At 71.7% G+C, this 25,343-nt stretch carries 14 protein-coding genes; 10 read left to right on the forward strand and 4 right to left on the reverse strand.

The annotated features are described in order from the left end of the window. Positions 1 to 31: 31 nt before the first annotated feature. Positions 32 to 2,152 carry a PIG-L family deacetylase gene (locus tag IE311_RS30085; RefSeq protein WP_189835000.1) on the reverse strand — a complete coding sequence of 707 codons (2,121 nt, stop codon included), beginning with the start codon at positions 2,150 to 2,152 and terminating at the stop codon, positions 32 to 34. Between the two features lie 409 nt (positions 2,153 to 2,561). Here IE311_RS30085 and IE311_RS30090 point away from each other — a divergent pair, with 409 nt between their 5' ends. Further along, positions 2,562 to 5,549 (forward strand): bifunctional [glutamine synthetase] adenylyltransferase/[glutamine synthetase]-adenylyl-L-tyrosine phosphorylase, encoded by a 2,988-nt coding sequence (locus IE311_RS30090; protein WP_189835001.1) that lies wholly within the window; start codon positions 2,562 to 2,564, stop codon positions 5,547 to 5,549. Positions 5,550 to 5,694: 145 nt separating this feature from the next. Here the strand turns inward: IE311_RS30090 and IE311_RS30095 are convergent, their stop codons facing one another. Continuing rightward, a complete protein-coding gene (locus IE311_RS30095; RefSeq protein WP_189835002.1) occupies positions 5,695 to 6,306 on the reverse strand; it encodes a TetR/AcrR family transcriptional regulator in 612 nt (203 codons plus the stop codon). A gap of 99 nt (positions 6,307 to 6,405) precedes the next feature. Here IE311_RS30095 and IE311_RS30100 point away from each other — a divergent pair, with 99 nt between their 5' ends. Then, positions 6,406 to 7,986, forward strand: coding sequence for an APC family permease (locus IE311_RS30100; protein ID WP_189835003.1), 1,581 nt, complete (start codon positions 6,406 to 6,408; stop codon positions 7,984 to 7,986). Then, positions 7,893 to 9,464: an amidohydrolase gene (locus IE311_RS30105; protein WP_189835004.1), complete on the forward strand. Its 1,572-nt coding sequence runs from the start codon at positions 7,893 to 7,895 to the stop codon at positions 9,462 to 9,464. Before IE311_RS30100 ends, IE311_RS30105 begins: the two co-directional genes overlap by 94 nt. A gap of 137 nt (positions 9,465 to 9,601) precedes the next feature. Here the strand turns inward: IE311_RS30105 and IE311_RS30110 are convergent, their stop codons facing one another. Continuing rightward, entirely contained in the window at positions 9,602 to 10,531 is a 930-nt protein-coding gene (locus IE311_RS30110; protein ID WP_189835005.1) for a phosphatase PAP2 family protein, read from the reverse strand. 110 nt (positions 10,532 to 10,641) lie between these two features. Next, positions 10,642 to 11,670 (reverse strand): LacI family DNA-binding transcriptional regulator, encoded by a 1,029-nt coding sequence (locus IE311_RS30115; protein WP_189835006.1) that lies wholly within the window; start codon positions 11,668 to 11,670, stop codon positions 10,642 to 10,644. Positions 11,671 to 12,018: 348 nt separating this feature from the next. On the opposite strand from IE311_RS30115, the gene IE311_RS30120 reads away from it, so the two are divergent. From IE311_RS30120 to pulA, 7 genes are all read left to right on the forward strand, one after another. After that, positions 12,019 to 13,296, forward strand: a complete 1,278-nt coding sequence (locus IE311_RS30120; RefSeq protein WP_189835007.1) for an extracellular solute-binding protein — start codon at positions 12,019 to 12,021, stop codon at positions 13,294 to 13,296. 22 nt (positions 13,297 to 13,318) lie between these two features. Further along, positions 13,319 to 14,332 carry a carbohydrate ABC transporter permease gene (locus IE311_RS30125; protein ID WP_189835008.1) on the forward strand — a complete coding sequence of 338 codons (1,014 nt, stop codon included), beginning with the start codon at positions 13,319 to 13,321 and terminating at the stop codon, positions 14,330 to 14,332. Then, positions 14,326 to 15,228: a sugar ABC transporter permease gene (locus IE311_RS30130; RefSeq protein ID WP_373314007.1), complete on the forward strand. Its 903-nt coding sequence runs from the start codon at positions 14,326 to 14,328 to the stop codon at positions 15,226 to 15,228. Before IE311_RS30125 ends, IE311_RS30130 begins: the two co-directional genes overlap by 7 nt. A gap of 62 nt (positions 15,229 to 15,290) precedes the next feature. Continuing rightward, entirely contained in the window at positions 15,291 to 16,964 is a 1,674-nt protein-coding gene (locus IE311_RS30135) for a glycoside hydrolase family 13 protein (RefSeq protein ID WP_189835009.1), read from the forward strand. After that, positions 16,952 to 18,037 (forward strand): LacI family DNA-binding transcriptional regulator, encoded by a 1,086-nt coding sequence (locus IE311_RS30140; protein WP_189835010.1) that lies wholly within the window; start codon positions 16,952 to 16,954, stop codon positions 18,035 to 18,037. Before IE311_RS30135 ends, IE311_RS30140 begins: the two co-directional genes overlap by 13 nt. A 123-nt stretch (positions 18,038 to 18,160) precedes the next feature. After that, positions 18,161 to 19,894: a carbohydrate-binding module family 20 domain-containing protein gene (locus IE311_RS30145; protein WP_189835011.1), complete on the forward strand. Its 1,734-nt coding sequence runs from the start codon at positions 18,161 to 18,163 to the stop codon at positions 19,892 to 19,894. 85 nt (positions 19,895 to 19,979) lie between these two features. Further along, positions 19,980 to 25,283, forward strand: a complete 5,304-nt coding sequence (pulA, locus tag IE311_RS30150) for a pullulanase-type alpha-1,6-glucosidase (RefSeq protein ID WP_189835012.1) — start codon at positions 19,980 to 19,982, stop codon at positions 25,281 to 25,283. Positions 25,284 to 25,343: the final 60 nt, after the last annotated feature.

The following is a 25,343-nucleotide window of genomic DNA, read 5'->3' on the forward strand; positions in this document are numbered from 1 at the left end:
CCTCAGGGAAGACCGCGCGGACCCGCGGAACTCATCGGCCCGCGGGCGTCCAGTGCAGACGGCCGTCCAGGCCTATCGCCGCCACCCCGTCCGTCCCCGCGTCCGGCGCCCCCGAGAACAGGAAACCCTCCAGCGTCCATATCGGCATCGCCCCGGTCCTGCCGTGCGGCGCCGTCGCCAGGAAGCCGGTCCGGGACCGGACCGCGAGGAGTCCGTCGCCGCCGCTCACCGGGCCGAAGCCCGCCACGCCGCCGGGCAGCTCCGTGACCGGGGAGACCGGGCGGACGCCCGAGAAGTCGGCGCTGCGCAGATCACCGGAGGCGGGCTTGCGGAACCAGAGCCGTATGCCGTCGCCGTCCGGCGCCGGGCTCGCGCTCAGTGCCAGCGTCGTCGGAGGGAGTCCGGTCCGCACCGGGCCGCCGAGCGGCCCGCCGGGGCGCTGCCCCGCCCATGCGAGCACCGTCCTCGGGGTGCTCGCGAAGACGTACGTCCGTCCGGCCGCGTCCGTCGCGGCGACCGGGTCGCCGTACACGTCCTCGCCGCCGAGCACCCGCCACGGCCCCCAGCCGCCGTCCGCACCCTGTTCGCGGGCGGTCAGCCGGTGCCGGCTGTCCCGCAGGAGCAGGGTCGTCCGGCCGTCGCCGTCCACGGTCACGGCGGGCGCGCTGATGTCCGAGGTGCCGTCGGCGTCGTCCCGCTCGGGTGTGCCGAGCGAGAGCCAGGGGCCGAACGAGCCGTCCGGCGCCGTCTGGGCGGTGGTCACCACCTCCCGGCGGTAGCCGTCCGGGCCGTCGTCGAGCACGGTCCGGGTGCCGTAGACCGCGATCCGCCCGTCGGGCCGGGTCACCGAGGTGACCCCGCTGTCGAGGCCGCCGCCGGGCAGCAGCGTCGGGCCGCGCCACGCGCCGCCGGCCGCCGGCTTCCGCCAGGTGGCGAGGTGCCCGTCGAGGACGGAGAAGGCGTGCAGCCCGCCGTCGGGGCCGCGCTGCACCCAGGAGGTGGAGGTGCCCCGGGCGTATCGCACGGTCTCGGACCAGCCCCGTCCGGCGGGCCGTGCGGCGACCTTCAGATCGCCGCAGCCCGACACGGTCCCGCAGTCGTTGACCCCGTCCAGCCAGGCGTAGGTCTGCAGGGTCCTCAGCTTCGCGCCCGCGGTCTCGGGGTCGAGGGTGTGCGGCAGGAGGGTGGTGGGGTAGCCGAGGTAGTTCTGCACGCCGACGTGCGGATGCCCGGGAACCTCCGCGTACCGGGCGAGCGCGGCCTGCGCGAACCTCGCCCCGTACAGGTGGTCCTGGTGGTCGCGGAGCTTCCCGGTCTCCGGATACGTGCCCGGGCTCGGGTCCTGCATACGGACGAAGGTCGGCCGGAACCGGTCGAGCAGCCCCGCGATCGTGGCGACGACCTGGTCCTTCGTGTACGTGAAGTCGGCGGCGACCGGGGTGCCGGAGGAGCGCTGCGACTCCAGCGCGCCGATCCTGCCGTGCCAGAGGCCGTTGAGGCTGTGCGGGCGGTCGTCGCTTATCGAGCCCGCCTCGCGCAGCTGCAGCCACACCAGTTTGACCTGCGGCTTCGCGCGCAGGGTGTCCATCTCGGCGGTCGCGCCGCCGGCCGTGGGGATCGCCGTCCGCTCCCAGGGGCTGGTGCGGCTGCCGGTCACCATCTCGGCGTACGCGGCCCGGATGCCGTTCTGCCGGGCCTCGGCGTAGCCCGCCTTGTCGGCGGTGGCGTCGGCGGCGTCGCGCGGGCGGGCGTTGACGCCGTCCGACTCGCCGGCCGTGAGGTACACGGAGGTCAGGGGGGTGCCGGAGCGGAGGGACTGGGAGACGTCCGGGTTCATGAAGTACAGGTCGTCGTCGGGGTGCGCCACGACCTGGACGACGGAGGTGCGGACCTTCGCCTTCGGCGCGGCCGGGGGCGGCGGGGCGGCCATGCGCTTCGCCGCACCCTGCGGGGCCGGTGCCTCCGCCCCGGCCGTCGCCGTCGCCGTTCCCGTCTCCGGTGCGGCGTGTGCCGTCGACGGTCCCGGCGCGGCCGTCACCGAGAGCAGCCCGGCGAAGGTGCCGCCCACGAGGAGGGCCGCCACGGCCGTGGAGACGGCCCTGCGGCGGGGCCGGCGGGACGGGTGGTGACGGCGGCGGAGGTGGACGGGCATGTTCGGTGGCGCGCTTTCGACGGGGTTCGACGGGGTTCGGCGGTGCTCGGGCAGGGTTCGCGAAGGGGTCCGCGACGGAGCTCGGGCAGGTTCGCGGAGGGGGCCGCGAGGTGGATCGGGCAGGGGCGCGGAGGGGGCCGCGAGGTGGATCGGAGAGGGTTCGGGCAGGGGGCGCGGAGGGGTCCGCGAGGTGGATCGGAGAGGGTTCGGGCAGGCGGAAGCGTCCGCCCCGAGCAAGACGGACTTTCAAGAAATACGGTTCATCGGCCGTGAAAAGCGATCAATGTGCGAGACATCACGTGTGATCCGCTGCGAACCGAAGGCCTGGACGCCCCCGTCCACGGCTCCGGATAGGCTCGATCCACCCCGACTCCACCCCGGGGTGGACCTGCTCGGAGGGAGCGGCGGAATGACGGTTCCGGGACGCAGGGGCAGCACGTTCTCACGTCTGCTGCGGCACGGATTCACCGATCCCTCCGGGGCCGAGCAGCTCCTGGACGTGCCCGAGCTGTCCGCCCTGCGCGGCGACTCCGTCCTCCTCGACGCCCTCGGTGCCACCGCCGACCCCGACCTCGCCCTGCGCGGCCTGGTCCGGCTGGCCGAGGCGCAGCCCGAGACCGAGCGGCAGACGTTCACGACCACCCTGCTCGCCGCCAAGCCGTTCCGGGACCGGCTCCTCGGGGTGCTCGGCGCCTCCGAGGCGCTCGCCGACCACCTGGCGAAGCATCCCCGCGACTGGGAGTCCCTCGTCACGTACGAGGCGGCCGACCTGCACCCGGGCGTCGCCGAGTTCGAGCGGGGGCTCGCCGAGGCCGTCGACGCGGTCTCGCTGCGGGTCGCCTACCGCCGCTGCCTGCTGGCCATAGCGGCCCGTGACGTGTGCGGCACCACCGACGTCGCCCAGGCCGCCGCCGAGCTCGCCGACCTGGCGACGGCGACCCTGCGCGCGGCGCTCGCCATCGCCCGGACCGCCGCGCCCGCCGACGCCGCCATGTGCCGCCTCTCGGTGATCGCGATGGGCAAGTGCGGCGGCCACGAGCTCAACTACGTCTCGGACGTGGACGTGATCTTCGTGGGGGAGCCGGTCGAAGGAGCCGACGAGGGCAAGGCGCTCCAGGCCGCGACCCGCCTCGCCTCCCACCTCATGCGGATCTGCTCGGAGACCACGGTCGAGGGCACCATCTGGCCGGTCGACGCCAATCTGCGTCCCGAGGGACGCAACGGACCCCTCGTCCGTACGCTCTCCTCGCACCTCGCGTACTACCAGCGCTGGGCGAAGACCTGGGAGTTCCAGGCACTGCTCAAGGCGCGGGCGGTGGCCGGCGACCCGGAGCTCGGCGCCGACTACATCGACGCCGTCTCCCCGCTCGTCTGGCAGGCCGCCGAGCGCGAGAACTTCGTCCCCGACGTGCAGAAGATGCGCCGCCGGGTCGTCGACAACATTCCCGCCGCCCAGATCGAGCGCGAGCTCAAGCTCGGGCCCGGCGGACTGCGGGACGTCGAGTTCGCCGTCCAGCTGCTCCAGCTCGTGCACGGCCGCAGCGACGCGGGACTGCACAGCGGCAGCACCCTCGACGCGCTCACCGCCCTCGCCGGCGGCGGATACGTCGGCCGCGCCGACGCCGCACAGCTCGACGAGGCGTACCGCTTCCTGCGGGCCATGGAGCACCGCATCCAGCTCTACCGGCTGCGCCGCACCCACCTCGTTCCCGAGGACGAGGCCGATCTGCGCCGCCTCGGACGCTCGCTCGGTCTGCGCACCGACCCGGTCGCCGAGCTGAACAAGGAGTGGAAGCGGCACGCGGCCGTCGTCCGCCGGCTGCACGAGAAGCTCTTCTACCGGCCGCTCCTCGACGCCGTCGCCCAGCTCGCCCCCGGCGAGATCCGGCTCAGCCCGAAGGCCGCCGGGCAGCGACTGGAGGCACTGGGGTACGAGGACCCCGCCGCGGCCCTCCGGCACCTGGAGGCGCTCGCCTCCGGGGTCAGCCGGAAGGCGGCGATCCAGCGGACCCTGCTCCCCGTGCTGCTCGGCTGGTTCGCCGACTCGGCCGACCCGGACGCCGGCCTGCTCGGCTTCCGCAAGGTCTCGGACGCCCTCGGCAAGACCCCCTGGTACCTGCGGCTCCTCCGGGACGAGGGCGCCGCCGCCGAGAACCTCGCCCGGGTGCTCTCCGCCGGGCGCCTCGCCCCCGACCTGCTGCTGCGCGCCCCCGAGGCGGTCGCGCTCCTCGGCGACCCGGAGGGGCTCAAGCCGCGCGGCCGGGACCATCTGGAACAGGAGGTCCTGGCGGCGGTGGGCCGCGCGGACGACGCCGAGCAGGCCGTCGCCGCGGCCCGCGGAGTGCGCCGCAGGGAGCTGTTCCGTACCGCGGCGGCCGATCTCATCGGCTCGTACGGCACCGAGGACAGCCCCCGCGAGCCCGATCCCGGCGCGCTGGTCGACCGGGTGGGGGAGGCGGTCACCGACCTCAACGCCGCGACGATCGCGGGCGCCCTGCGGGCCGCCGTCCGCGCCGAGTGGGGCGACGAACTGCCGACCCGCTTCGCGGTCATCGGCATGGGCCGCTTCGGCGGTCGCGAGCTGGGGTACGGCTCCGACGCCGACGTCCTGTTCGTGCACGAGCCGCGCGAGGGCGTCGACGAGCAGGAGGCGGCCAAGGCCGCCAACCGGGTGGTCGCCGAGATGCGGCGACTGCTCCAACTCCCCACCGCCGACCCGCCGTTGCTGATCGACGCGGACCTTCGTCCGGAGGGCAAGAGCGGCCCCCTGGTGCGCACCCTGAAGTCGTACGCGGCCTACTACCGCCGCTGGTCCCTCGTCTGGGAGAGCCAGGCGCTGCTGCGCGCCGAACCCATGGCGGGCGACCTCGAGCTGGCGGACCGCTTCATCGAACTCGTCGACCCGCTGCGCTATCCGGCCGAGGGGCTCGGCGAGGACGCGGTCCGCGAGATCCGCCGCCTCAAGGCCCGGATGGAGTCCGAACGGCTGCCGCGCGGCGCCGATCCGACGCTTCACGCCAAACTGGGTCGGGGCGGTCTGAGCGACGTCGAGTGGACGGTGCAGCTGCTCCAGATGCGGCACGGCTGGGTGGAACCGGGGCTGCGCACGACCCGTACCCGTGAGGCGCTCCGGGCGGCGCACGCGGCCGGCCTGATCCCGACGGAGGAGGCGCAGACCCTGGACGAGGCGTGGGTGCTCGCCACCCGCGTCCGCAACGCGGTGATGCTGGTCCGCGGCCGCCCCGGCGACACCTTCCCCTCGGACCCGCGCGAACTCGCCGCCGTGGGAAGGTACTTGGGGTACGAGGCCGGTCATGTCGGCGAGATGGTCGACGACTACCGGCGGATCACCCGCCGGGCCAGGGCCGTCGTCGAGGAGCTGTTCTACGGGGCGTAGCGCCTCCGGCGGGGGTGCCGGTCCCGAGGGTGGGCGCCTCCGGCGGCGGTCCCGCGGGGCGTAGCGTCTCCGGCCGGGGCGGTCCGCACCGATTCGGGCGCCCGCCCCGGTCGGCCCGCCCGACCCCCGTACCCGGCCCGTCCGGCTACGCGCCGTCCGGCATGTCCCGGATGTGTGCCAGGTAGCCCGCCAGGGCCAGTTCGAAGGCGATGTCGGTGCGGCCGCCCTCGGGGAACGCGGCGAGCGCCCGCGCGAGGAGCGGTGTCACCGTGTCGTCGGCCAGCTCCCACATCGCCTCCGGGGCCGCCATGTCGAGGGCTGAGCCCAGGACCAGGTTCTCCAGGGCGATGATCACCGGCATCACGTCCGGGAGGGCGAAGCCCGCGTCGACGAGGAGGGCGACCGCCTTCTCGTACTGCTCCAGGACCCGCGGGGCGCGTACCGGTGAGGTGGTGAGCAGTGGGATGGCCTTCGGGTGGGCGGCGAAGGCGGCCCGGTAGGAGCGCGCCCAGGCGGCGACCGCCGCGTCCCAGGGCTGCCCGTCGAGCGTCCCGCCGTCGATGGCATCGCAGACCCGCTCCCGCAGGAGCTCCACGATGCCGTCCCGGCCGTCCACATGGTGGTACACCGAGGCCGTCTGCACGCCGAGTCGCCGGGCGATCTGAGGGACGCTGAAGTCGCCCTGCTCGTCGACGAGTTCGAGTGCCGTGGTGGTGATGCGCACCCGGTCGAGCAAGGGCTTGTGCGGCCGGCCCATCAACGTTCTCCCGCTGTTCAGGTCTTCCCGAATCGTTGGGCACGAGGCTACATTGCGCCAACCGAAAGCCTTTAGGTTTACGAGAAGGGCTTCTCCCGCATGTCCTCCAGCACCTCCGACAAGCCGCCCGGCCTGCGCACCGGCACCCTCGGCACCGCCGACATCTCCTTCTTCGTCGTCTCCGCCGCCGCCCCGCTCACCGTGATGGCAGGCGTCGCCCCCATCGCCCTCGTCCTCGGCGGCATCGGAGCCCCGGCCGGCTACCTCCTCGCCGGGATCACCCTGGCGATCTTCGCCGTCGGCTTCACCACCATGAGCCGCCACGTCCGCAGCGGCGGCGCCTTCTACGCGTACATCGCACAAGGGCTCGGCACCCCGCTCGGCATCGCCGCCGCCCTCGTCGCCATGGTCGGCTACAACGGCATGGAGATCGGCGTCTACGGACTCCTCGGCTCCGCCACCTCCGACACCGCCGGCGCCCTGTGGGGCGCCGACCTGCCCTGGCTCCCGGTCGCCCTGGCCGGCCTGCTGGTCATCTGGTACGGCGGCTACCGCTCCATCGACTTCGGCGCCAAGGTCCTCGGCGTCCTGCTCGTCGCCGAGACCGGCATACTCGTCCTCCTCGCCGGCGGCGTGCTCCTCAAGGGCGGAGCCGACGGGCTCTCCCTCGCCTCCTTCGCCCCCGGCAACGTCCTCGTCCCCGGCACGGCGGCCGTACTGGCCTTCGCCTTCTCGGCCTTCACCGGCTTCGAATCCACCGTGATCTACCGCCGCGAGGCCCGCGACCCGGCCCGCACCATCCCCCGCGCCACCTACATCGCGGTCGGATTCCTCGGCCTGTTCTACGCCTTCGTCGTCTGGACCGTGATCCAGGCCTTCGGCGACGACAAGGTGGTCGCGGCCGCCGCCGGCGACACCGGCGGACTCTTCTTCGCCGCCATCACCACCTACGTCGGGCCCTGGGCCGCGGACCTGATGCACGTGTTCATCGTGACCAGCATCATCGCCTCGCTGCTCGCCTTCCACAACGCGATCAACCGCTACGCCCTCGCCCTCGCCGAGGAGGGCGTGCTGCCCGCCGCCCTCGGCCGGATCCACCCCCGCCACCGCTCCCCGTACGTCGCGGGCCTCGCCCAGACCGCGCTCGGCGCGGCCGTCGTGCTCGGCTTCGCGGCCGCCGGCGCCGATCCGTACACCCAGCTGCTGCTCTGGGTGAACACCCCGGGGATGCTCGGGCTCATGGCGCTGATGCTGCTCGCGGCCCTCGCCGTCATCCGCTACTTCCGGCGGGTCCCGCACCAGGAGGGCGCCCTGCGCACCCTCGTGGCCCCCGTCACCGCGGCCCTCCTGCTCGCCGTGGCGATCTGGCTGGTCGCCTCCAAGGTCGCGCTCTTCACCGGCGCGTCCCCGACGGTCAACACGGTCCTCGTCGCCGTCGTCCCCGCCGTCCTCGTCCTCGGGCTCCTCCTCGCGCACCGGCTGCGCCGCACGCGCCCCGAGGTCTACGCCCGCTTCGCCGCGGAACCGCCCATCGAGCCGAACGCCGTCCCGCGCCCCGCCCAGCACACCGAAGGAGCCGACCCCTCGTGTCCGCAGCCCCCGACCTCCTCCTCGTCGACGCCCGCGTCCGTACCCCCGAGCCGAGCGGTCACACCGTCGTCGCCGTCCGCGACGGACTGATCACCGGCCTCGGTGACGCCGCCGACGCCCGCGCCTGGCGCGGCCCCGGCACCGAGACCGTCGACCTCGGCGGCGCCACCCTCACCCCCGGCCTCACCGATGCCCACAGTCACCCCGTCTGGGGCCTGGAGATGTTCACCGGCACCGACCTGTCCGGCGTCACCGACCTCGACGGACTGCGGGCCGCCCTCCGCGACGCCGAGCGCCGCGACGGCTGGATCATCGGCTTCGGCCTCGACCACAACGTCTTCGGCGGCCGGCCGGTCCACCGCGACCTGATCGAGGACGTCCTCGGCGGCGCCCCCGCGTACCTCCGCCTCTACGACGGGCACTCGGTCCTGGCCAGTGAAGCCGCCCTCAAGGCCGCCGGCATCGACGGGCCCCGCGCCTTCGCCCAGCACTCGGAGATCGTCTGCGACGCCGACGGGCGCCCCACCGGCCACCTGGTCGAGCACGCCGCGATGGACCTGATGACGCCGGTCCTGCCCACCCAGCCCTACGCCGAGCGCCGCGACCGGCTCGTCGACCTGCTCACCGGCATGGCCGCCACCGGCCTCACCGCCGCCCACGTCATGGATCTCGGCGGACACGACGTCCCCGGCCTGCTGGCCGGCCTGGAGGAGGACGGCGAGCTGCCGCTGCGCCTCCGCCTCGCCCCCTGGTGCATGCCCGGCGCCACCGAGGAGGAGCTGGACGGACTCGTGCGACTCCAGGGCCGGGCAGGCCGGATGTGGGGGATCGGCGGAGTGAAGTTCTTCATGGACGGCACCGTCGAGGGCGGCACCGCCTGGCTCGAACACGCCGACTGCCACGGCGGGGGCACCGACGCCTTCTGGCCCGATCCGGCCGCGTACTCCGCCGCCGTGCGCCATCTGCACCGGGCCGGGGTCGGCACCGCCACCCACGCCATCGGCGACGCCGCCGTACGGCACGTCCTGGACACCGTGGAAAGCCTCGGCACGGACGGTCCCCGCCATCGGATCGAGCACATCGAGACCGTCCCCGACGACCAGCTGGGGCGCTTCGCCGCACTCGGGGTGGTCGCCTCGATGCAGCCGCCGCACACCGCGTACACCCGCGCCGACCACACCGACGAGTGGTCCAGGCGGCTCGGCGAGGAGCGGGCGGCCCGCGCCTGGCGCTGCCGCGACCTGCGGGACGCCGGGGCGCACCTCGCGCTCGGCTCGGACTGGCCCATCGCCCACTACGACGCCCGTCAGGTGCTCGCCACGGCGCGGGCCCCGCGCGGCGCGGCCTCGGCCCGGCACGGGCTCACCGGTCTGATGGCCCTGGAGGGGATGACCACGCACGCGGCGGTCGCGGCGGGGGAGGAGGGGATCGCGGGCCGGATCGCCCCGGGCTACCGGGCCGACCTCACGGCCTTCGCCATGGACCCGGTGGAGGCCCCGGCGGACGAGACCGAGCAGGCCCCGGTCCGGCTCGCCGTCGCCGGCGGCCGGATCACCTACCGGAACTGACGCGCGGGATCCGGTCGGATCGCCCGCGGGTGCAGGCCCGATCTTCTGCCGGGACCGTCGCGCGGGATCCGGCCGGATCACCCGCGGGAACCGCCCCGATCACCTGCCGGAGCCGACGCGCCCACGCCGGCCGGGGGTCACCTGCGGGAGCTGACCGACTGCCCGGGGCCGTCGGCCGGGTCCTTCTCGTCCTCGCGGTCCGTCCCCTTCGCCGGGGCCGGACCGCCCCGGGCGATCACGCCCGGCACCGGTTCCACCAGCTTGGGCAGGCGGTGCGGGCGGGAGCCGTACCAGAAGTACGAGACGGCGAAGCCGAAGGCGAGGCAGATCATGCCGCCGACCGCGTCCAGCCAGAAGTGGTTGGCGGTGGCGACGATCACGACGAGGGTGGCCGTCGGGTAGAGCAGGCCCAGGATCTTCGCCCAGGGCGCCTTGGCCAGCAGGAAGATCGTCAGGCCGCACCAGAGGGACCAGCCGATGTGCATCGACGGCATCGCCGCGTACTGGTTCGACACGTGCTTGAGGTTGCCCGAGGCCATCGAGCCCCAGGTCTCGTGGACGAGCACCGTGTCGATGAAGTCCTGGCCGTTCATGAGCCGGGGCGGCGCGAGCGGATACAGGTAGTAACCGACCAGGGCCACACCGGTGGTGGCGAACAGAACGGTACGGAACGCCGCGTAACGGCCCGGGTGCCATCGGTACAGCCACACGAGCACACCGATGGTCACGATGAAGTGCAGCGTGGCGTAGTAGTAGTTCATCGAGACGATCAGCCAGGTCACCGAGTTCACGGCGTGGTTGACGGCGTGCTCGAAGGCCAGGCCGAGGGACTCCTCCGCCCGCCAGATCCAGTCGGCGTTCTTGAGTGCCTGGGCCTTCTGCTCCGGCACCGCGTTGCGGATGAGCGAGTACGTCCAGTAGCTCACCGCGATGAGCAGGATCTCGAACCAGATCGTGGGACGGCGGGGGGTGCGCGCACGGAGGCGCGCGAACCTGCCGTCGGCCACGGCGGTGGGTGACGACGGGGTCGTCCGGTTGTCCAAACTCTTCACGGTCGTTTCACCCATAGGAGGAGAGTCTGCCAGATCCCTTCCCCCCGACCGATCATCCCTCGGACGGGTTCGGGGCGCACCCGGTCCACCTCAGGAATGACGTCGGAAGGAGGGTGCCGCAGAGGTCAGGCGCGTACGGAGGAAGGGGCCGAGGCGGTCGACCCGCGGACGACCAGCTCGGGCATGAACACGAACTCGGAGTGCGGGGCCGGAGTGCCCCCGACCTCTTCGAGCAGCGCGCGGACCGCCGCCTGCCCCATGGCCTGCACGGGCTGCCGGATGGTGGTGAGCGGCGGATCGGTGAATGCTATGAGGGGCGAGTCGTCGAAGCCGACGACGGAGACGTCCCTCGGCACGTCAAGACCCTGCTGGCGGGCGGCCCGGATCGCGCCGAGCGCCATCATGTCGCTGGCGCAGACGACGGCCGTGCAGCCGCGGGAGATCAGCGCCCCGGCGGCGGCCTGGCCGCCCTCCAGGGTGTAGAGGGAGTGCTGGATCAGCTTCTCGGACTCCTCGGGGCCGAGACCGAACCGCTCCTCCATGCCCTTCTGGAAGCCCTCTATCTTGCGGAGCACCGGCACGAAGCGCTTCGGCCCGACGGCGAGCCCGATCCGGGTGTGCCCGAGCGAGGCCAGGTGCGTCACCGCGAGCCGCATCGCGGCCCGGTCGTCGGGGGAGACGAAGGGCGCCTGGACCTTGGGGGAGAAGCCGTTGAGCAGGACGTACGGGACACCCTTGCCGCGCAGCTGGTCGTAGCGCGTCATGTCGGCGGTGGTGTCGGCGTGCAGTCCGGAGACGAAGATGATGCCGGCGACGCCCCGCTCCACCAGCATGTCGGTGAGCTCGTCCTCGGTGGACCCGCCGGGTGTCTGGGTGGCGAGGACGGGGGTGTACCCCTGCCGGGTCAGGGCCTGTCCGATGACCTGCGCGAGCGCGGGGAAGATCGGGTTGTCCAGCTCGGGGGTGATGAGGCCGACGAGGCCGGCGCTGCGCTGGCGCAGTCGTACCGGCCGCTCGTAGCCGAGCACGTCGAGCGCGGCAAGGACGGATTCACGGGTGGCCCCGGCCACACCGGGCTTGCCGTTGAGCACGCGGCTGACTGTGGCCTCACTGACCCCCGCCTGGGCTGCGATGTCGGAGAGCCGCGCGGTCATGAGGATGGACTGTACCGGTCACAGGGCGTATTGCCCACCGGACGGGTGATGCAAGCCACTCCGCAAGGTCTTGCAGGACTTGCGGGGCGCGCGCGGCGTGATCGGGGAGCGCGCGCGGCGCCGCGCGACGCGTGGAAGGCATGCGCCAGCTGCTGTCAAGCGATTCGACGGCAACCTTAGGGACACGTGGATGTAACGATCCCCGGTCCTTGCAGAAAGTTCCCGCAAGCTCTTTCGGCTCGTTTTCATCCCTGTTACGTTCCTGGCAACCCGGAGCGCCGCGAGGGAGCGGTCGCATGAGGAAGGTTCCAGCCCCTCGTCCCCCCGGGATCAGTTGAAGGAGTTCACATGCGGCGTGGCATAGCGGCCACCGCGCTGGTCGCTGCCCTGGGCGTGACCCTGGCGGCGTGCGGTAGTGACAGCGGTTCCAAGGACGGCGGCGCGAAGGGCTCGGGCGAGCTCTCCGGCACGGTCACCTGGTGGGACACCTCGACGGTCGGCTCTGAGGACAAGGTCTTCAAGAAGGTCGCCGAGGACTTCAAGAAGAAGCACCCCAAGGTCACCGTCAAGTACGTGAACGTGCCGTTCGGTGAGGCGCAGAACAAGTTCAAGAACGCCGCGCAGTCCGGCTCCGGCGCCCCCGACGTCATCCGCTCCGAGGTCGCCTGGACCCCCGAGTTCGCGGACCTCGGCTACCTCGCCCCGCTCGACGGCACCCCGGCCCTCAAGAACTCCGAGGACTTCCTCAAGCAGGCCGCCGCGTCGACCCACTACAAGGGCAAGACCTACGGCGTCCCGCAGGTCATCGACTCCATGGGCATCTTCTACAACAAGAAGATCTTCAAGGAGGCCGGCGTCGAGGTCCCCAAGACCATCGACGAGCTGAAGACCGTCTCCGCCAAGATCAAGCAGAAGACCGGCAAGCCCGGCCTGTACCTGCGCGGCGACGACGCCTACTGGTTCCTCTCCTTCCTCTACGGCGAGGGCGGCGACCTCGTCGACGCCGAGAAGAAGACGGTCACCGTCGACAACGCCGCCGGTGTGAAGGGCTTCAAGGTCGTCAAGGACCTGGTGGACTCCGGTGCCGCCAAGACCGACGCCACCGACGGCTGGAACAACATGCAGACGGCCTTCAAGGACGGCAAGGTCGCCATGATGATCAACGGCCCGTGGGCCGTCTCCGACACCTACGCCGGCAAGGAGTTCACCGACAAGGCCAACCTGGGCATCGCCCCGGTCCCGGCCGGCTCGGCCGGCCAGGGCGCCCCGCAGGGCGGTCACAACCTCGCCGTCTACGCGGGCTCCAAGAACCTCGACGCCTCCTACGCCTTCGCCGAGTACATGACCTCGGCCGAGACCCAGGCGACGGTCGCGAAGGAGCTCAGCCTGCTCCCCACCCGTGAGTCCGTCTACATCAAGCCGGACGTCGCGACCAACGAGATGATCACCTTCTTCAAGCCGGTCGTCGACAAGGCCGTCGAGCGTCCCTGGATCCCGGAGACCGGCAGCCTCTTCGCGCCGCTCGTCACCGAGTACACCAAGGTTCTCACCGGCCAGACCACCCCGGACGCGGGAGCGAAGGCGACGGGCGACGCCTACCGCAAGCTCCTGAAGGACTGGAAGTAGCAGAAGGAAGGCAGGCCGGCTGATGGCTGTGGACACCCCCAGCCAGTCGGTGGTGAAGGCCGCGGGCGACAGCGTCGCCCGCGGCCGGAGCCGCGGAACTGGTAAGCCCCGGGGCGCGGCGAAGCGCTCCCTCTCCACCCACTGGTACGCCTGGGCGATGGTCGCCCCGGTGACCGTCGTGATCGCCGTGATCATCGGCTATCCGCTGGTCCGCGGCATCTACCTGTCGCTGACCGACGCCAACGAGCGGAACGTCGCGCGGTCGATCGGCGTCAACGAGATCCCGGCCACCTACGAGTTCGTCGGCCTGGACAACTACGCCGACGCGCTCACCGGCAGCCAGTTCCTCTCCACCCTGGGCTGGACGCTGCTCTGGACGGTGTCCTGCGTCTCGGTCACCTTCGCGCTCGGCCTCACCCTCGCCAACATCCTCAACCGCAGGATCGCCGGCCGCTCCTTCTACCGGTTGCTGCTGATCCTGCCCTGGGCCGTGCCCGGCTTCGTCTCCGTCTTCGCCTGGCGCTTCCTCTACAACCAGGACAACGGGCTGCTCAACAAGATCCTCGCGGGCGGCGGCATCGACGCCGTCCCGTGGCTGAACGACCCCACCTGGGCCAAGTTCTCGGTCATCCTCGTCAACGTCTGGCTCGGCGTGCCGTTCATGATGGTCGCCCTCCTCGGCGGGCTCCAGTCCATCCCCGGCGAGCTGTACGAGGCCGCCGAGATGGACGGCGCCAGCGCCTGGCAGCGCTTCAAGCACATCACCATGCCCGGGCTGAGCTCGGTGTCGACCACGGTGATCCTGCTCTCCACCATCTGGACCTTCAACATGTTCCCGGTGATCTTCCTGCTCACCAGGGGCGGGCCGGGCGAGGCCACACAGATCCTCGTCACGCAGGCCTACAAGTTCTCCTTCGAGGTCAGTCCGCGCGACTTCGCCCAGTCGTCCACCTGGGGCGTGCTGATTCTGGTCCTCCTGATGCTCTTCGCCGCGGTCTACCGGCGAGTCCTCCGCAAGCAGGGAGAAGTCTGGTGACGACCACGACCACACCCCCCACCCGCCGGGCCGCGGCCCCCAGTCACCGGGCCGTTCCCAACGCCCCGATCCGCGGCCGCCGTTCGCCGCTCGCGTCGGTCGCGCTGCACGTCACCCTGATCGTGGCGTCCGTGATCGCGGTCTTCCCCGTGCTGTGGGTCCTGCTGACCTCGCTCAAGCCGGCGAAGTACGCGATCACCACGGACTTCTTCAAGGAGACGACGCTCGAGAACTACACGAACCTGCTGAACGACACCCCGTTCCTCACCTGGTTCGCCAACTCGCTGCTCGTCGCCGGTCTCACCACCGTCATCGGCGTCTTCATCTCCGCCACCACGGGCTACGCCGTCAGCCGCTTCCGCTTCCCCGGCAAGCGCGGGCTGATGTGGACGCTGCTCATCACCCAGATGTTCCCGGTCGCCGTCCTCATCGTGCCGATCTACAACATCATGGCGTCGATGGGCCTGCTCAACCAGCCGGTCGGCCTGGTCGTCACCTACCTGACGATCGCCGTCCCGTTCTGCGCCTGGATGATGAAGGGCTTCTTCGACACCATCCCGCGCGAGATCGACGAGTCCGGCTACGTCGACGGCCTCACCCCGTTCGGCACGTTCTGGCGGCTGATCCTGCCGCTCGCCAAGCCGGGCATCGCCGTCACCGCCTTCTACTCCTTCATCACCGCCTGGGGCGAGGTCGCCTACGCCTCCGCCTTCATGGTCGGCGACGAGAACCTCACGCTGGCCGGCGGACTGCAGAAGTTCGTCAACCAGTACGGCGCCCAGTGGGGCCCGATGGCCGCGGCCTCCGTGCTCATCGCCGTCCCCGCCGCCCTGGTGTTCCTCTTCGCCCAGAAGCACCTGGTCACCGGCATGTCCGCCGGTGCCGTCAAGGGCTGACGGCGCTGAGCGCCCCTTCTGTACGCACCCCTGTACGCACCTCCTTACCTCCCAGGGAAGACATGACCCAGCATCTCGCCACCCCGGCCGACGCCCCGACCACCGGCACGCACACGGGCTGGTGGAGAGACGCGGTGATCTACCAGGTCTACCCGCGCAGCTTCGCCGACGGAAACGGCGACGGCATGGGCGACCTGGAGGGCATCCGCAGCCGGCTGCCGTACCTCAAGGACCTCGGCGTCGACGCCGTCTGGCTCTCCCCGTTCTACGCCTCGCCGCAGGCCGACGCCGGCTACGACGTCGCCGACTACCGGGCCATCGACCCCATGTTCGGCTCGCTCCTCGACGCCGACGCCGTGATCCGCGACGCCCACGCACTGGGCCTGCGCATCATCGTCGACCTGGTCCCCAACCACTCCTCCGACCAGCACGAGTGGTTCCAGCGCGCGCTGCGCGAGGGCCCCGGGTCCGTCCTGCGCGAGCGCTACCACTTCCGCCCTGGCAAGGGCGAGAACGGCGAACTGCCGCCCAACGACTGGGAGTCCATCTTCGGTGGCCCGGCCTGGACCCGTACCGAGAACCCGGACGGCACCCCCGGCGACTGGTACCTCCACCTCTTCGCCCCGGAGCAGCCCGACTTCAACTGGGAGCACCCCGCCGTACGCGACGAGTTCCGCTCGATCCTGCGCTTCTGGCTCGACATGGGCGTCGACGGCTTCCGTGTCGACGTCGCCCACGGCCTGGTCAAGGCCGAGGGCCTGCCCGACCTCGGCGCCCACGACCAGCTGAAGCTGCTCGGCAACGACGTCATGCCCTTCTTCGACCAGGACGGCGTCCACGAGATCTACCGCTCCTGGCGGCAGGTGCTCTCCGAGTACGACGGGGAGCGCGTCCTCGTCGCCGAGGCCTGGACCCCGACCGTCGACCGCACCGCGAACTACGTGCGCCCCGACGAGATGCACCAGGCCTTCAACTTCCAGTACCTGGGCACCCACTGGGACGCCGCCGAGCTGCGCCGCGTGATCGACGACTCGCTGGAGGCGATGCGCCCGGTCGGCGCCCCCACCACCTGGGTGCTCTCCAACCACGACGTCACCCGGCACTCCACCCGCTTCGCCAACCCGGCGGGCCTCGGCACCCAGCTCCGCGAGGCCGGCGACCGCGAACTCGGCCTGCGCCGGGCCCGCGCCGCGACCCTGCTGATGCTGGCGCTGCCCGGCTCGGCCTACGTCTACCAGGGCGAGGAGCTCGGCCTGCCCGACGTCACCGACCTGCCCGACGAGGTCCGTCAGGACCCGTCGTTCTGGCGGGCCAGCGGCCAGGACGGCTTCCGCGACGGCTGCCGGGTGCCGATCCCGTGGACCGTCGAGGGCGGTTCGTACGGCTTCGGCGACGGCGGCTCCTGGCTGCCGCAGCCCACCACCTGGGGAGGCCTGAGCGTCGAGGCGCAGACCGGCGACCCCGGCTCCACCCTGGAGCTGTACCGCAGCGCGCTCGCCGTGCGCCGCGAGCAGCCCGGACTCGGTGCGGGCGAGGCCGTCGAGTGGCTGGAGGCACCCGAGGGTGTGCTCTCCTTCCGCCGTGACGGCTTCGCCTGCATCGCCAACACCACCGGCCGGGCCATCACCGTCCCGCTGCCCGGCCGGTTCCTTCTCTCCAACGAGGAGATCCGGATCGCCGAAGGCGAGGGCACCGCGGTGCTGCCCGCCGACACCACCGTCTGGTGGGCGGTGTGACGATCCCCCTGCCGCGGGGCGCCGGGAACGGCGCCCCGCGGCTCGCGGACATCGCGGCCCAGTCCGGGGTCAGTGAGGCCACCGTCAGCCGGGTCCTCAACGGCAAGGCGGGGGTGGCCGGCGCGACCCGGCACAAGGTGCTCGCGGCGCTCGACGTGCTCGGCTACGAGCGTCCCGTACGCCTGAAACGGCGCAGCGCGGGGCTCGTCGGGCTCGTCGTGCCCGAGCTGACCAACCCGATCTTCCCGGCCTTCGCGCAGGTCGTCGAACAGGTCCTCGCCGGGCACGGATACACCCCGGTGCTCTGCACCCAGATGCCCGGCGGCGCCACCGAGGACGAGCTCGTCGAGCAGCTCGTCGAGCGCGGGGTGGCCGGCATCGTCTTCCTCTCCGGCCTGCACGCGGACGCCTCCGCCGACCCGGCCCGCTACGCCCGGCTGACCGGCCGGGGCGTGCCGTACGTCCTCATCAACGGCTACAACGAGCACATCGACGCCAACTTCGTCTCCCCGGACGACCGCGCCGCGGCCAGGATGGCCGTACGGCACCTGGTCGAGCTCGGTCACGAGCGGATCGGCCTCGCCATCGGCCCCACCCGTTACGTGCCCTCGCGCCGCAAGGCGGAGGGCTTCACCGCCGAGCTGTACGAGCTCCTCGGTGTCGAGCGGGCGGACGCCGAACGGTTCATCAGGCCCACGCTCTTCGGCGTCGAGGGCGGCCACGCGGCCGCCGACATCCTGCTGCGCGAGGGCTGCACGGGCATCGTCTGCGGCTCGGACCTGATGGCGCTCGGCGTGATCCGTGCCGTCCGGGCCCGTGGCCTGGACGTGCCCGGGGACGTCTCCGTCGTCGGCTTCGACGACTCCCCGCTGATCGCCTTCACCAGCCCGCCGCTGTCCACCGTGCGCCAGCCCGTGCAGGCCATGGCGACGGCGGCGGTCGGCGCGCTCCTGGAGGAGATCGAGGGCAATCCCGTGCAGCGCACGGAGTTCGTCTTCCAGCCGGAGCTGGTGGTGCGCGGTTCCACGGCGCAGCCGCCGGTCCGGGCCCTGGGGCCGCAAGTCCTTTCGTAACAACTCGCGTTGCGGTGTCCGGAGGGTTGACCGGGCGTCGGGGCACTCGTACGGTCACGGCTGAAAACAGTTGCTGAAGTTTTCGGCAACTTCTTGCGACAGTGAAGTCAGCAGGAGGAATTCATGGCCAGAAAAACCGTGGCCGCTGCACTCGCCCTCGTGGCGGGAGCCGCCGCTGTGGCCGTCACGGGAAACGCCCCGGCGCAGGCCGCCCCGCCCGGCGAGAAGGACGTCACCGCGGTGATGTTCGAGTGGAACTTCGCCTCGGTCGCCCGGGAATGCACCGACCGCCTCGGTCCCGCCGGATACGGATACGTCCAGGTCTCCCCGCCCCAGGAACACCTCCAGGGCGGCCAGTGGTGGACCTCGTACCAGCCCGTCAGCTACAAGATCGCCGGACGCCTCGGTGACCGCACCGCCTTCAAGAACATGATCGACACCTGTCACGCGGCCGGCGTCAAGGTCGTCGCCGACTCCGTCATCAACCACATGGCGAACGGCTCCGGTACGGGAACGGGCGGGACCCCGTTCTCCAAGTACGACTACCCGGGCCTGTACTCCGGCGCCGACATGGACGACTGCCGCGCGACGATCTCCAACTACCAGGACCGGGGCAACGTCCAGAACTGCGAACTGGTCCAGCTCCCCGACCTCGACACCGGCGAGGAGTACGTCCGCGGGAAGATAGCCGGCTACCTCAACGACCTGCTCTCCCTCGGCGTCGACGGCTTCCGTGTCGACGCCGCCAAGCACATGCCGGCCGCCGACCTCGCCAACATCAAGTCGCGGCTCACCAACCCGGGCGTGTACTGGAAGCTGGAGGCCATCCACGGCGCCGGCGAGGCCGTCTCCCCGAGCGAGTACCTCGGCAGCGGGGACGTCCAGGAGTTCCGCTACGCCCGCGACCTCAAGCGCGTCCTGCAGAACGAGAAGCTCGCCCACCTCAAGAACTTCGGCGAGGCCTGGGGCTACATGCCCTCCGGCCAGTCCGGCGTCTTCGTCGACAACCACGACACCGAGCGCGGCGGCGACACCCTCTCCTACAAGGACGGCGCGAACTACACCCTCGCCTCCGTCTTCGCGCTCGCCTGGCCCTACGGCGCCCCGGACGTCCACTCCGGCTACGAGTGGACCGACAAGGACGCGGGACCGCCCAACGGCGGCCAGGTGAACGCCTGTTACACCGACGGCTGGAAGTGCCAGCACGCCTGGCGCGAGATCTCCTCCATGGTCGCCTTCCGCAACACCGCGCGCGGCCAGGCCGTCACCGGCTGGTGGGACAACGGCAACAACGCGATCGCGTTCGGCCGCGGCTCCAAGGCGTACGTGGCCATCAACCACGAGTCCTCGGCGCTCACCCGCACCTTCCAGACCTCCCTGCCCGGCGGCGCCTACTGCGACGTCCAGTCGAACACCGCCGTGACGGTGAACTCGTCCGGCCAGTTCACCGCCACCCTCGGCGCCAACACCGCCGTGGCCCTGCACGTGAACGCGACGAACTGCGGTGGCGGCACCACCCCGACCACACCGCCGACGACGACCCCGCCGACCACGCCGCCCGCCACCGCGGGCGCCTCCTTCAACGCCACCGCCACCACCGTGGTCGGCCAGAACATCTACGTCACCGGCAACCGCGCCGAGCTCGGCAACTGGTCCCCGGCCGCCGCCCTGAAGCTCGACCCGGCCACGTACCCCGTCTGGAAGCTCACCGTCGGCCTGCCCGCCGGAACGGCCTTCGAGTACAAGTACATCCGCAAGGACGCCGCCGGAAACGTCACCTGGGAGTCCGGCGCCAACCGCACCGCGACCGTCCCCGCCTCCGGACAGATCGTCCTGAACGACACCTTCCGCAGCTGACCCTCCCTCTCCACCAGGGCCGCCCCCCCCCACATGGGGCGGCCCTCCCACCCGTACCCCCGTCCCTCCTCCAGGGAGCACCCCCGTGACACGCAAGAGAACGGCGGTCGCGCTGGCCGCCGCCCTGTGCGCCGCCCTCGTGCCCGCAGTCCCCGCGGCCGCCGCGCCCAGGCCCCCCGCCCCGCCCTCCGACCGGGCGCTCGCTGCCGAGCCCGCCCGACAGGACCTCACCCGCGAGCAGTTCTACTTCGTCCTGCCCGACCGCTTCGCCAACGGGGACACCTCCAACGACCGGGGCGGCCTCACCGGCAGCCGGACCCAGACCGGCTTCGACCCCACCGACAAGGGCTTCTACCAGGGCGGCGACCTCAAGGGCCTCACGGAGCGGCTCGACTACATCAAGGGCCTCGGCACCACCGCCATCTGGATGGCGCCGATCTTCAAGAACCGGCCCGTGCAGGGGGAGGGGAAGGACGCCTCCGCCGGCTACCACGGCTACTGGATCACCGACTTCACCCAGGTCGACCCGCACTTCGGGACCAACGCGGACCTGGAGAGGCTGATAGCCGCCGCCCACGCCAAGGGCATGAAGGTCTTCTTCGACGTCATCACCAACCACACCGCCGACACCGTCGACTACGCCGAGAAGAAGTACGGCTACCGCCCCAAGGGCGCCTACCCGTACCTCGACAAGGACGGCCGTCCCTTCGACGACCGGGCCGCCCTCGGGAAGGTCGACGCCGGCTCCTTCCCGTACACCCCCGTCCAGAAGGCCGAGAAGGCGGACACCAAGGTCCCGTCCTGGCTCAACGACCCGACGATGTACCACAACCGGGGCGACTCCACCTGGGCCGGGGAATCCGCCGAGTACGGCGACTTCGTCGGCCTCGACGACCTGTGGACCGAGCGCCCCGAAGTCGTCGAGGGCATGAAGAAGATCTATGAGAAGTGGGTCCGCGACTTCAAGATCGACGGTTTCCGCATCGACACCGTCAAGCACGTCGATCTGGACTTCTGGACCCAGTGGGCCACCGCCCTCGACGACTACGCCAAGAAGCAGGGCCGCGAGGACTTCTTCATGTTCGGCGAGGTCTACTCCGCCGACACCACCGTCACCGCCCCCTACGTCACCCGGGGCCGGCTCGACGCCACGCTCGACTTCCCCTTCCAGGACGCGGCCCGCGCCTTCGCCTCCCAGGGCTCCGGAGCCGACCGCCTCGCCAGGGTCTTCGCCGACGACTACCGGTACACCACCGACAAGGCCAACGCCTACGAGCAGGTCACCTTCCTCGGCAACCACGACATGGGCCGCATCGGGACCTTCCTCAAGCAGGACAACCCGAACGCCTCCGACGCCGAACTCGTCCGCCGCGCCACGCTCGCCAACGAGCTGATGTTCCTCTCCCGCGGCAACCCGGTGATCTACTCCGGCGACGAGCAGGGCTTCACCGGGGCCGGCGGCGACAAGGACGCCCGCCAGCCCCTCTTCGCAGCACAGGCCGCCGACTACCTCGACGACGACCAGCTCGGCACCGACCGCACCCACGCAAGCGACGCGTACGACACCACGCACCCGCTGTACAGGTCCGTCGCCGCCCTGTCGAAGCTGACCCGGGACAACCCGGCCCTCCGCGACGGCGTCCAGCAGGAACGGTACGCCGAGGGCTCCGTCTACGCCTTCTCCCGTACGGACGCGAAGACGCGCACCGAGTACCTCGTCGCCACCAACAGCGCCACCACCGCGAAGACCGTCACCGTCCCCGTCGACTCGGCGAACTTCCGCGCCCTGTACGGGAGCCAGGGTGCCGTGGCCGCCGCGAACGGCAAGGTCACCGTGACCGTCCCGGCCCTCTCCTCCCTGGTCCTCAAGGCCGACAAGCCCCTTTCGACGCCCACCACCGGGCCCGCCGTCACCCTGAAGGCCCCCGCGGCCGGAGCCACCGGCACCGTCGAGCTCACCGCCGACGTCACCGGCGGCGGCCTCAACCGGGTCGTCTTCGCCGCCCAGACCGGCAACGGCCGCTGGCAGACCCTCGGCACCGCCGACCACGCCCCCTACAAGGTCACCCAGCACGTGACCGCCCCCGCCGGCACCGCCCTGCGCTACAAGGCCGTCGTCGTCGACAGCACCGGCCGCACCGCGAGCGCCACCGCCGCCACCACCGCCGGACAGGTCCCCGCACCCGAGAAGCCGGTCGCCGTCGAGCGCACCCACGCCGTCGTCCACTACCGGCGCGAGGACGGGAACTACGACGGCTGGACCCTGAAGGGCGCCGGCCAGGAGGCCGCGTTCACCGGCCGCGACGCCCACGGGGCCTTCGCCTGGGTCAAGGTCCCCGAAGGCGCGTCCAGCGTCCCGTACACCGTCGAGAAGAACGGCACCGCCGACGGCCCGCAGCGCAGCGTCAACCTCGGCCGCACCGGCGAGGTCTGGATCACCCAGGGCCAGGACGGACAGTCCGACACCGCCCCCGCCGCCCCGCCGCAGGACAAGACCAAGGCCGTCCTCCACTACCAGCGCGCCGACGGGAACTACGACGGCTGGGGCCTCCACACCTGGACCGGCGCCGCCCAGCCCACCGACTGGTCCAAGCCGCTGATGCCGGTCCGCTTCGACGCCTACGGCGCCGTCTACGAGGTCCCGCTCACCGAGGGCGCGAGCTCCCTCTCGTACATCCTCCACAAGGGCGACGAGAAGGACCTCCCCACCGACCAGTCCCTCGACCTGGCCGGACTCGGCCACGAGGTCTGGATGCTCGGCGGACAGCCGAAGTACCTCCTCCCCACCGCGGGCGGCACCCCCAGCCTCGACCTCGGCAAGGCCGAGGCCCAGTGGATCGACCGTGACACGGTCGTCTGGAAGGTCAAGGCCAACGACTCCACCAGCCAGCAGCTCGTCCACGCCGAGGACGGCGGGATCACCGTCACCGACGGCGCCCTGAACACCGAGGGCCAGTGGCTCCGGCTCAACCGGACCGAGCTCACCGACGCCCAGCGGACGAAGTACCCCCACCTCGCGGAGTACCCGGCCTTCACCGTCGACCCCCGCGACACCGACCGCGTCCGCGACTCCCTGCGCGGCCAGCTGATCGCCACCCAGCGCGCCGCCAACGGCGCCCTGCTCGCCGCGACCGGCGTCCAGACCGCCGGCGTCCTCGACGACCTGTACGCGAAGAAGGCGACCGGCGCAGCCCTCGGCCCCGTCTTCCGCGACGGCAGGGTCACCCTCTCCGTATGGGCCCCCACCGCCCAGGACGTCGACCTCGAACTCGACGGCCGGGCCGTGCCCATGCGCCGCGACGACAGCTCCGGCGTCTGGTCCGTCACCGGACCGAAGTCCTGGACGGGCAAGCCGTACCGGTACGCGGTGAAGGTCTGGGCCCCCACCGTCCAGAAGGTCGTCACCAACAAGGTCACCGACCCCTACTCCACCGCCCTCACCACCGACTCCGCCCGCAGCCTCGCCGTCGACCTCGACGACACCCGGCTCGCCCCCAAGGGCTGGAAGACCCTGCGCAAGCCGGCCGCAGTGCCGCTGCGCGACGCCCAGATCCAGGAACTCCACATCCGCGACTTCTCGGTCGCGGACCCGACGGCCCGCGCCGATCACCGGGGCACCTACCTCGCCTTCACCGACAAGGGGAGCAAGGGCTCGCAGCACCTGAAGGCACTCGCCGCCTCCGGCACCTCCTACGTCCACCTCCTCCCGGCCTTCGACATCGGCACCATCCCCGAGAAGAAGTCCGGACAGACCACGCCCGCCTGCGACATCGAGGTCTACGCCCCCGACTCCGAGGAGCAGCAGGCCTGCGTCACCGCCGCCGCGGCCAAGGACGCCTACAACTGGGGCTACGACCCCCTGCACTACACCGTCCCCGAGGGCTCCTACGCCACCGACCCCGAAGGCACCCGCCGCACGGTCGAGTTCCGGCAGATGGTCCAGGCCCTCAACGGCGACGGCCTGCGCACCGTCATGGACGTCGTCTACAACCACACCGTCGCCGCCGGACAGTCCGACAAGTCCGTCCTCGACCGGATCGTGCCCGGCTACTACCAGCGCCTCCAGGCAGACGGCTCCGTCGCCACCTCGACCTGCTGCGCCAACACCGCGCCGGAGAAAGCGATGATGGGCAAGCTCGTCGTCGACTCCGTCGTCACCTGGGCCAAGGACTACAAGGTCGACGGCTTCCGCTTCGACCTCATGGGCCACCACCCCAAGGAGAACATCCTCGCCGTCCGCAAGGCCCTCGACGCCCTCACCGTCGCCAAGGACGGCGTCGACGGCAAGGCCGTCGTCCTCTACGGCGAGGGCTGGAACTTCGGCGAGATCGCCGACGACGCCCGCTTCGTCCAGGCCACCCAGAAGAACATGGCCGGCACCGGCATCGCCACCTTCTCCGACCGGGCCCGCGACGCCGTCCGCGGCGGCGGCCCCTTCGACGAGGACCCCGGAGTCCAGGGCTTCGCCTCCGGACTCTTCACCGACCCCAACACCTCCACCGCCAACGGCACCCCCGAGCAGCAGAAGGCCCGGCTCCTCCACTACCAGGACCTGATCAAGGTGGGCCTGACCGGCAACCTCGCCGACTACACCTTCACCGACACCTCCGGCCGTACGGTCAAGGGCAGCCAGGTCGACTACAACGGCGCCCCGGCGGGCTACGCGGCCGCCCCGGGCGATGCCCTCGCCTACGCCGACGCCCACGACAACGAGTCCCTCTACGACGCGCTCGCCTTCAAGCTCCCGGCGAGCACCACCCCCGCCGAACGCGCCCGGATGCAGGTCCTCGCGATGGCGACCGCCACCCTCTCCCAGGGCCCGGCGCTCTCCCAGGCGGGCTCGGACCTGCTGCGCTCCAAGTCCCTCGACCGCAACTCGTACGACAGCGGCGACTGGTACAACGCGATCCACTGGGACTGCGCGGACGGCAACGGTTTCGGCCGCGGCCTTCCGCCGGCCGCCGACAACAAGGCCAAGTGGTCCTACGGCAAGCCGCTGCTCGTGAACCCGGCCCTCACGGTCGGCTGCGGGCAGATCGACGGAGCCTCCGCCGCGTACCGCGACCTGCAGAAGATCCGTACGACCGAGCCGGCGTTCTCCCTGGCCACCGCCGGGCAGGTGCAGAACAGCCTGTCCTTCCCGCTCTCCGGCCGTGAGGAGACCCCGGGCGTGATCACGATGCGCCTGGGCGACCTGGTCGTCGTCCTCAACGCGAGCCCGGAGCGCACCGCGCAGAAGGTCGCCGAGTCGGCGGGCTCCTCGTACGTCCTGCATCCCGTGCAGGCGTCGGGCTCCGACAGCGTCGTGAAGTCGGCCTCCTACGAAGCCGGTTCCGGCACCTTCACGGTCCCGGCGCGGACGGTGGCGGTCTTCAAGACCACGAGCTGACCGCGAGCCGACCACGAGCCGACCGCCGACCGGCGAGCCGGTCGCGGGCGGACCAGGGCC

Origin of the sequence: Streptomyces zaomyceticus (genome assembly GCF_014656215.1) — a bacterium.
In the GTDB taxonomy this organism is placed as follows: Bacteria; Actinomycetota; Actinomycetes; order Streptomycetales; family Streptomycetaceae; genus Streptomyces; species Streptomyces zaomyceticus.

What these genes read in the sequence shown, in the direction of transcription:
- IE311_RS30085 (WP_189835000.1), bottom strand. Translation starts at nt 2,152, where the DNA reads ATGCCCGTCCACCTCCGCCGCCGTCACCACCCGTCCCGCCGGCCCCGC.
- IE311_RS30090 (WP_189835001.1), top strand. Translation starts at nt 2,562, where the DNA reads ATGACGGTTCCGGGACGCAGGGGCAGCACGTTCTCACGTCTGCTGCGG.
- IE311_RS30095 (WP_189835002.1), bottom strand. Translation starts at nt 6,306, where the DNA reads ATGGGCCGGCCGCACAAGCCCTTGCTCGACCGGGTGCGCATCACCACC.
- IE311_RS30100 (WP_189835003.1), top strand. Translation starts at nt 6,406, where the DNA reads ATGTCCTCCAGCACCTCCGACAAGCCGCCCGGCCTGCGCACCGGCACC.
- IE311_RS30110 (WP_189835005.1), bottom strand. Translation starts at nt 10,531, where the DNA reads ATGGGTGAAACGACCGTGAAGAGTTTGGACAACCGGACGACCCCGTCG.
- IE311_RS30115 (WP_189835006.1), bottom strand. Translation starts at nt 11,670, where the DNA reads ATGACCGCGCGGCTCTCCGACATCGCAGCCCAGGCGGGGGTCAGTGAG.
- IE311_RS30120 (WP_189835007.1), top strand. Translation starts at nt 12,019, where the DNA reads ATGCGGCGTGGCATAGCGGCCACCGCGCTGGTCGCTGCCCTGGGCGTG.
- IE311_RS30125 (WP_189835008.1), top strand. Translation starts at nt 13,319, where the DNA reads ATGGCTGTGGACACCCCCAGCCAGTCGGTGGTGAAGGCCGCGGGCGAC.
- IE311_RS30135 (WP_189835009.1), top strand. Translation starts at nt 15,291, where the DNA reads ATGACCCAGCATCTCGCCACCCCGGCCGACGCCCCGACCACCGGCACG.
- IE311_RS30145 (WP_189835011.1), top strand. Translation starts at nt 18,161, where the DNA reads ATGGCCAGAAAAACCGTGGCCGCTGCACTCGCCCTCGTGGCGGGAGCC.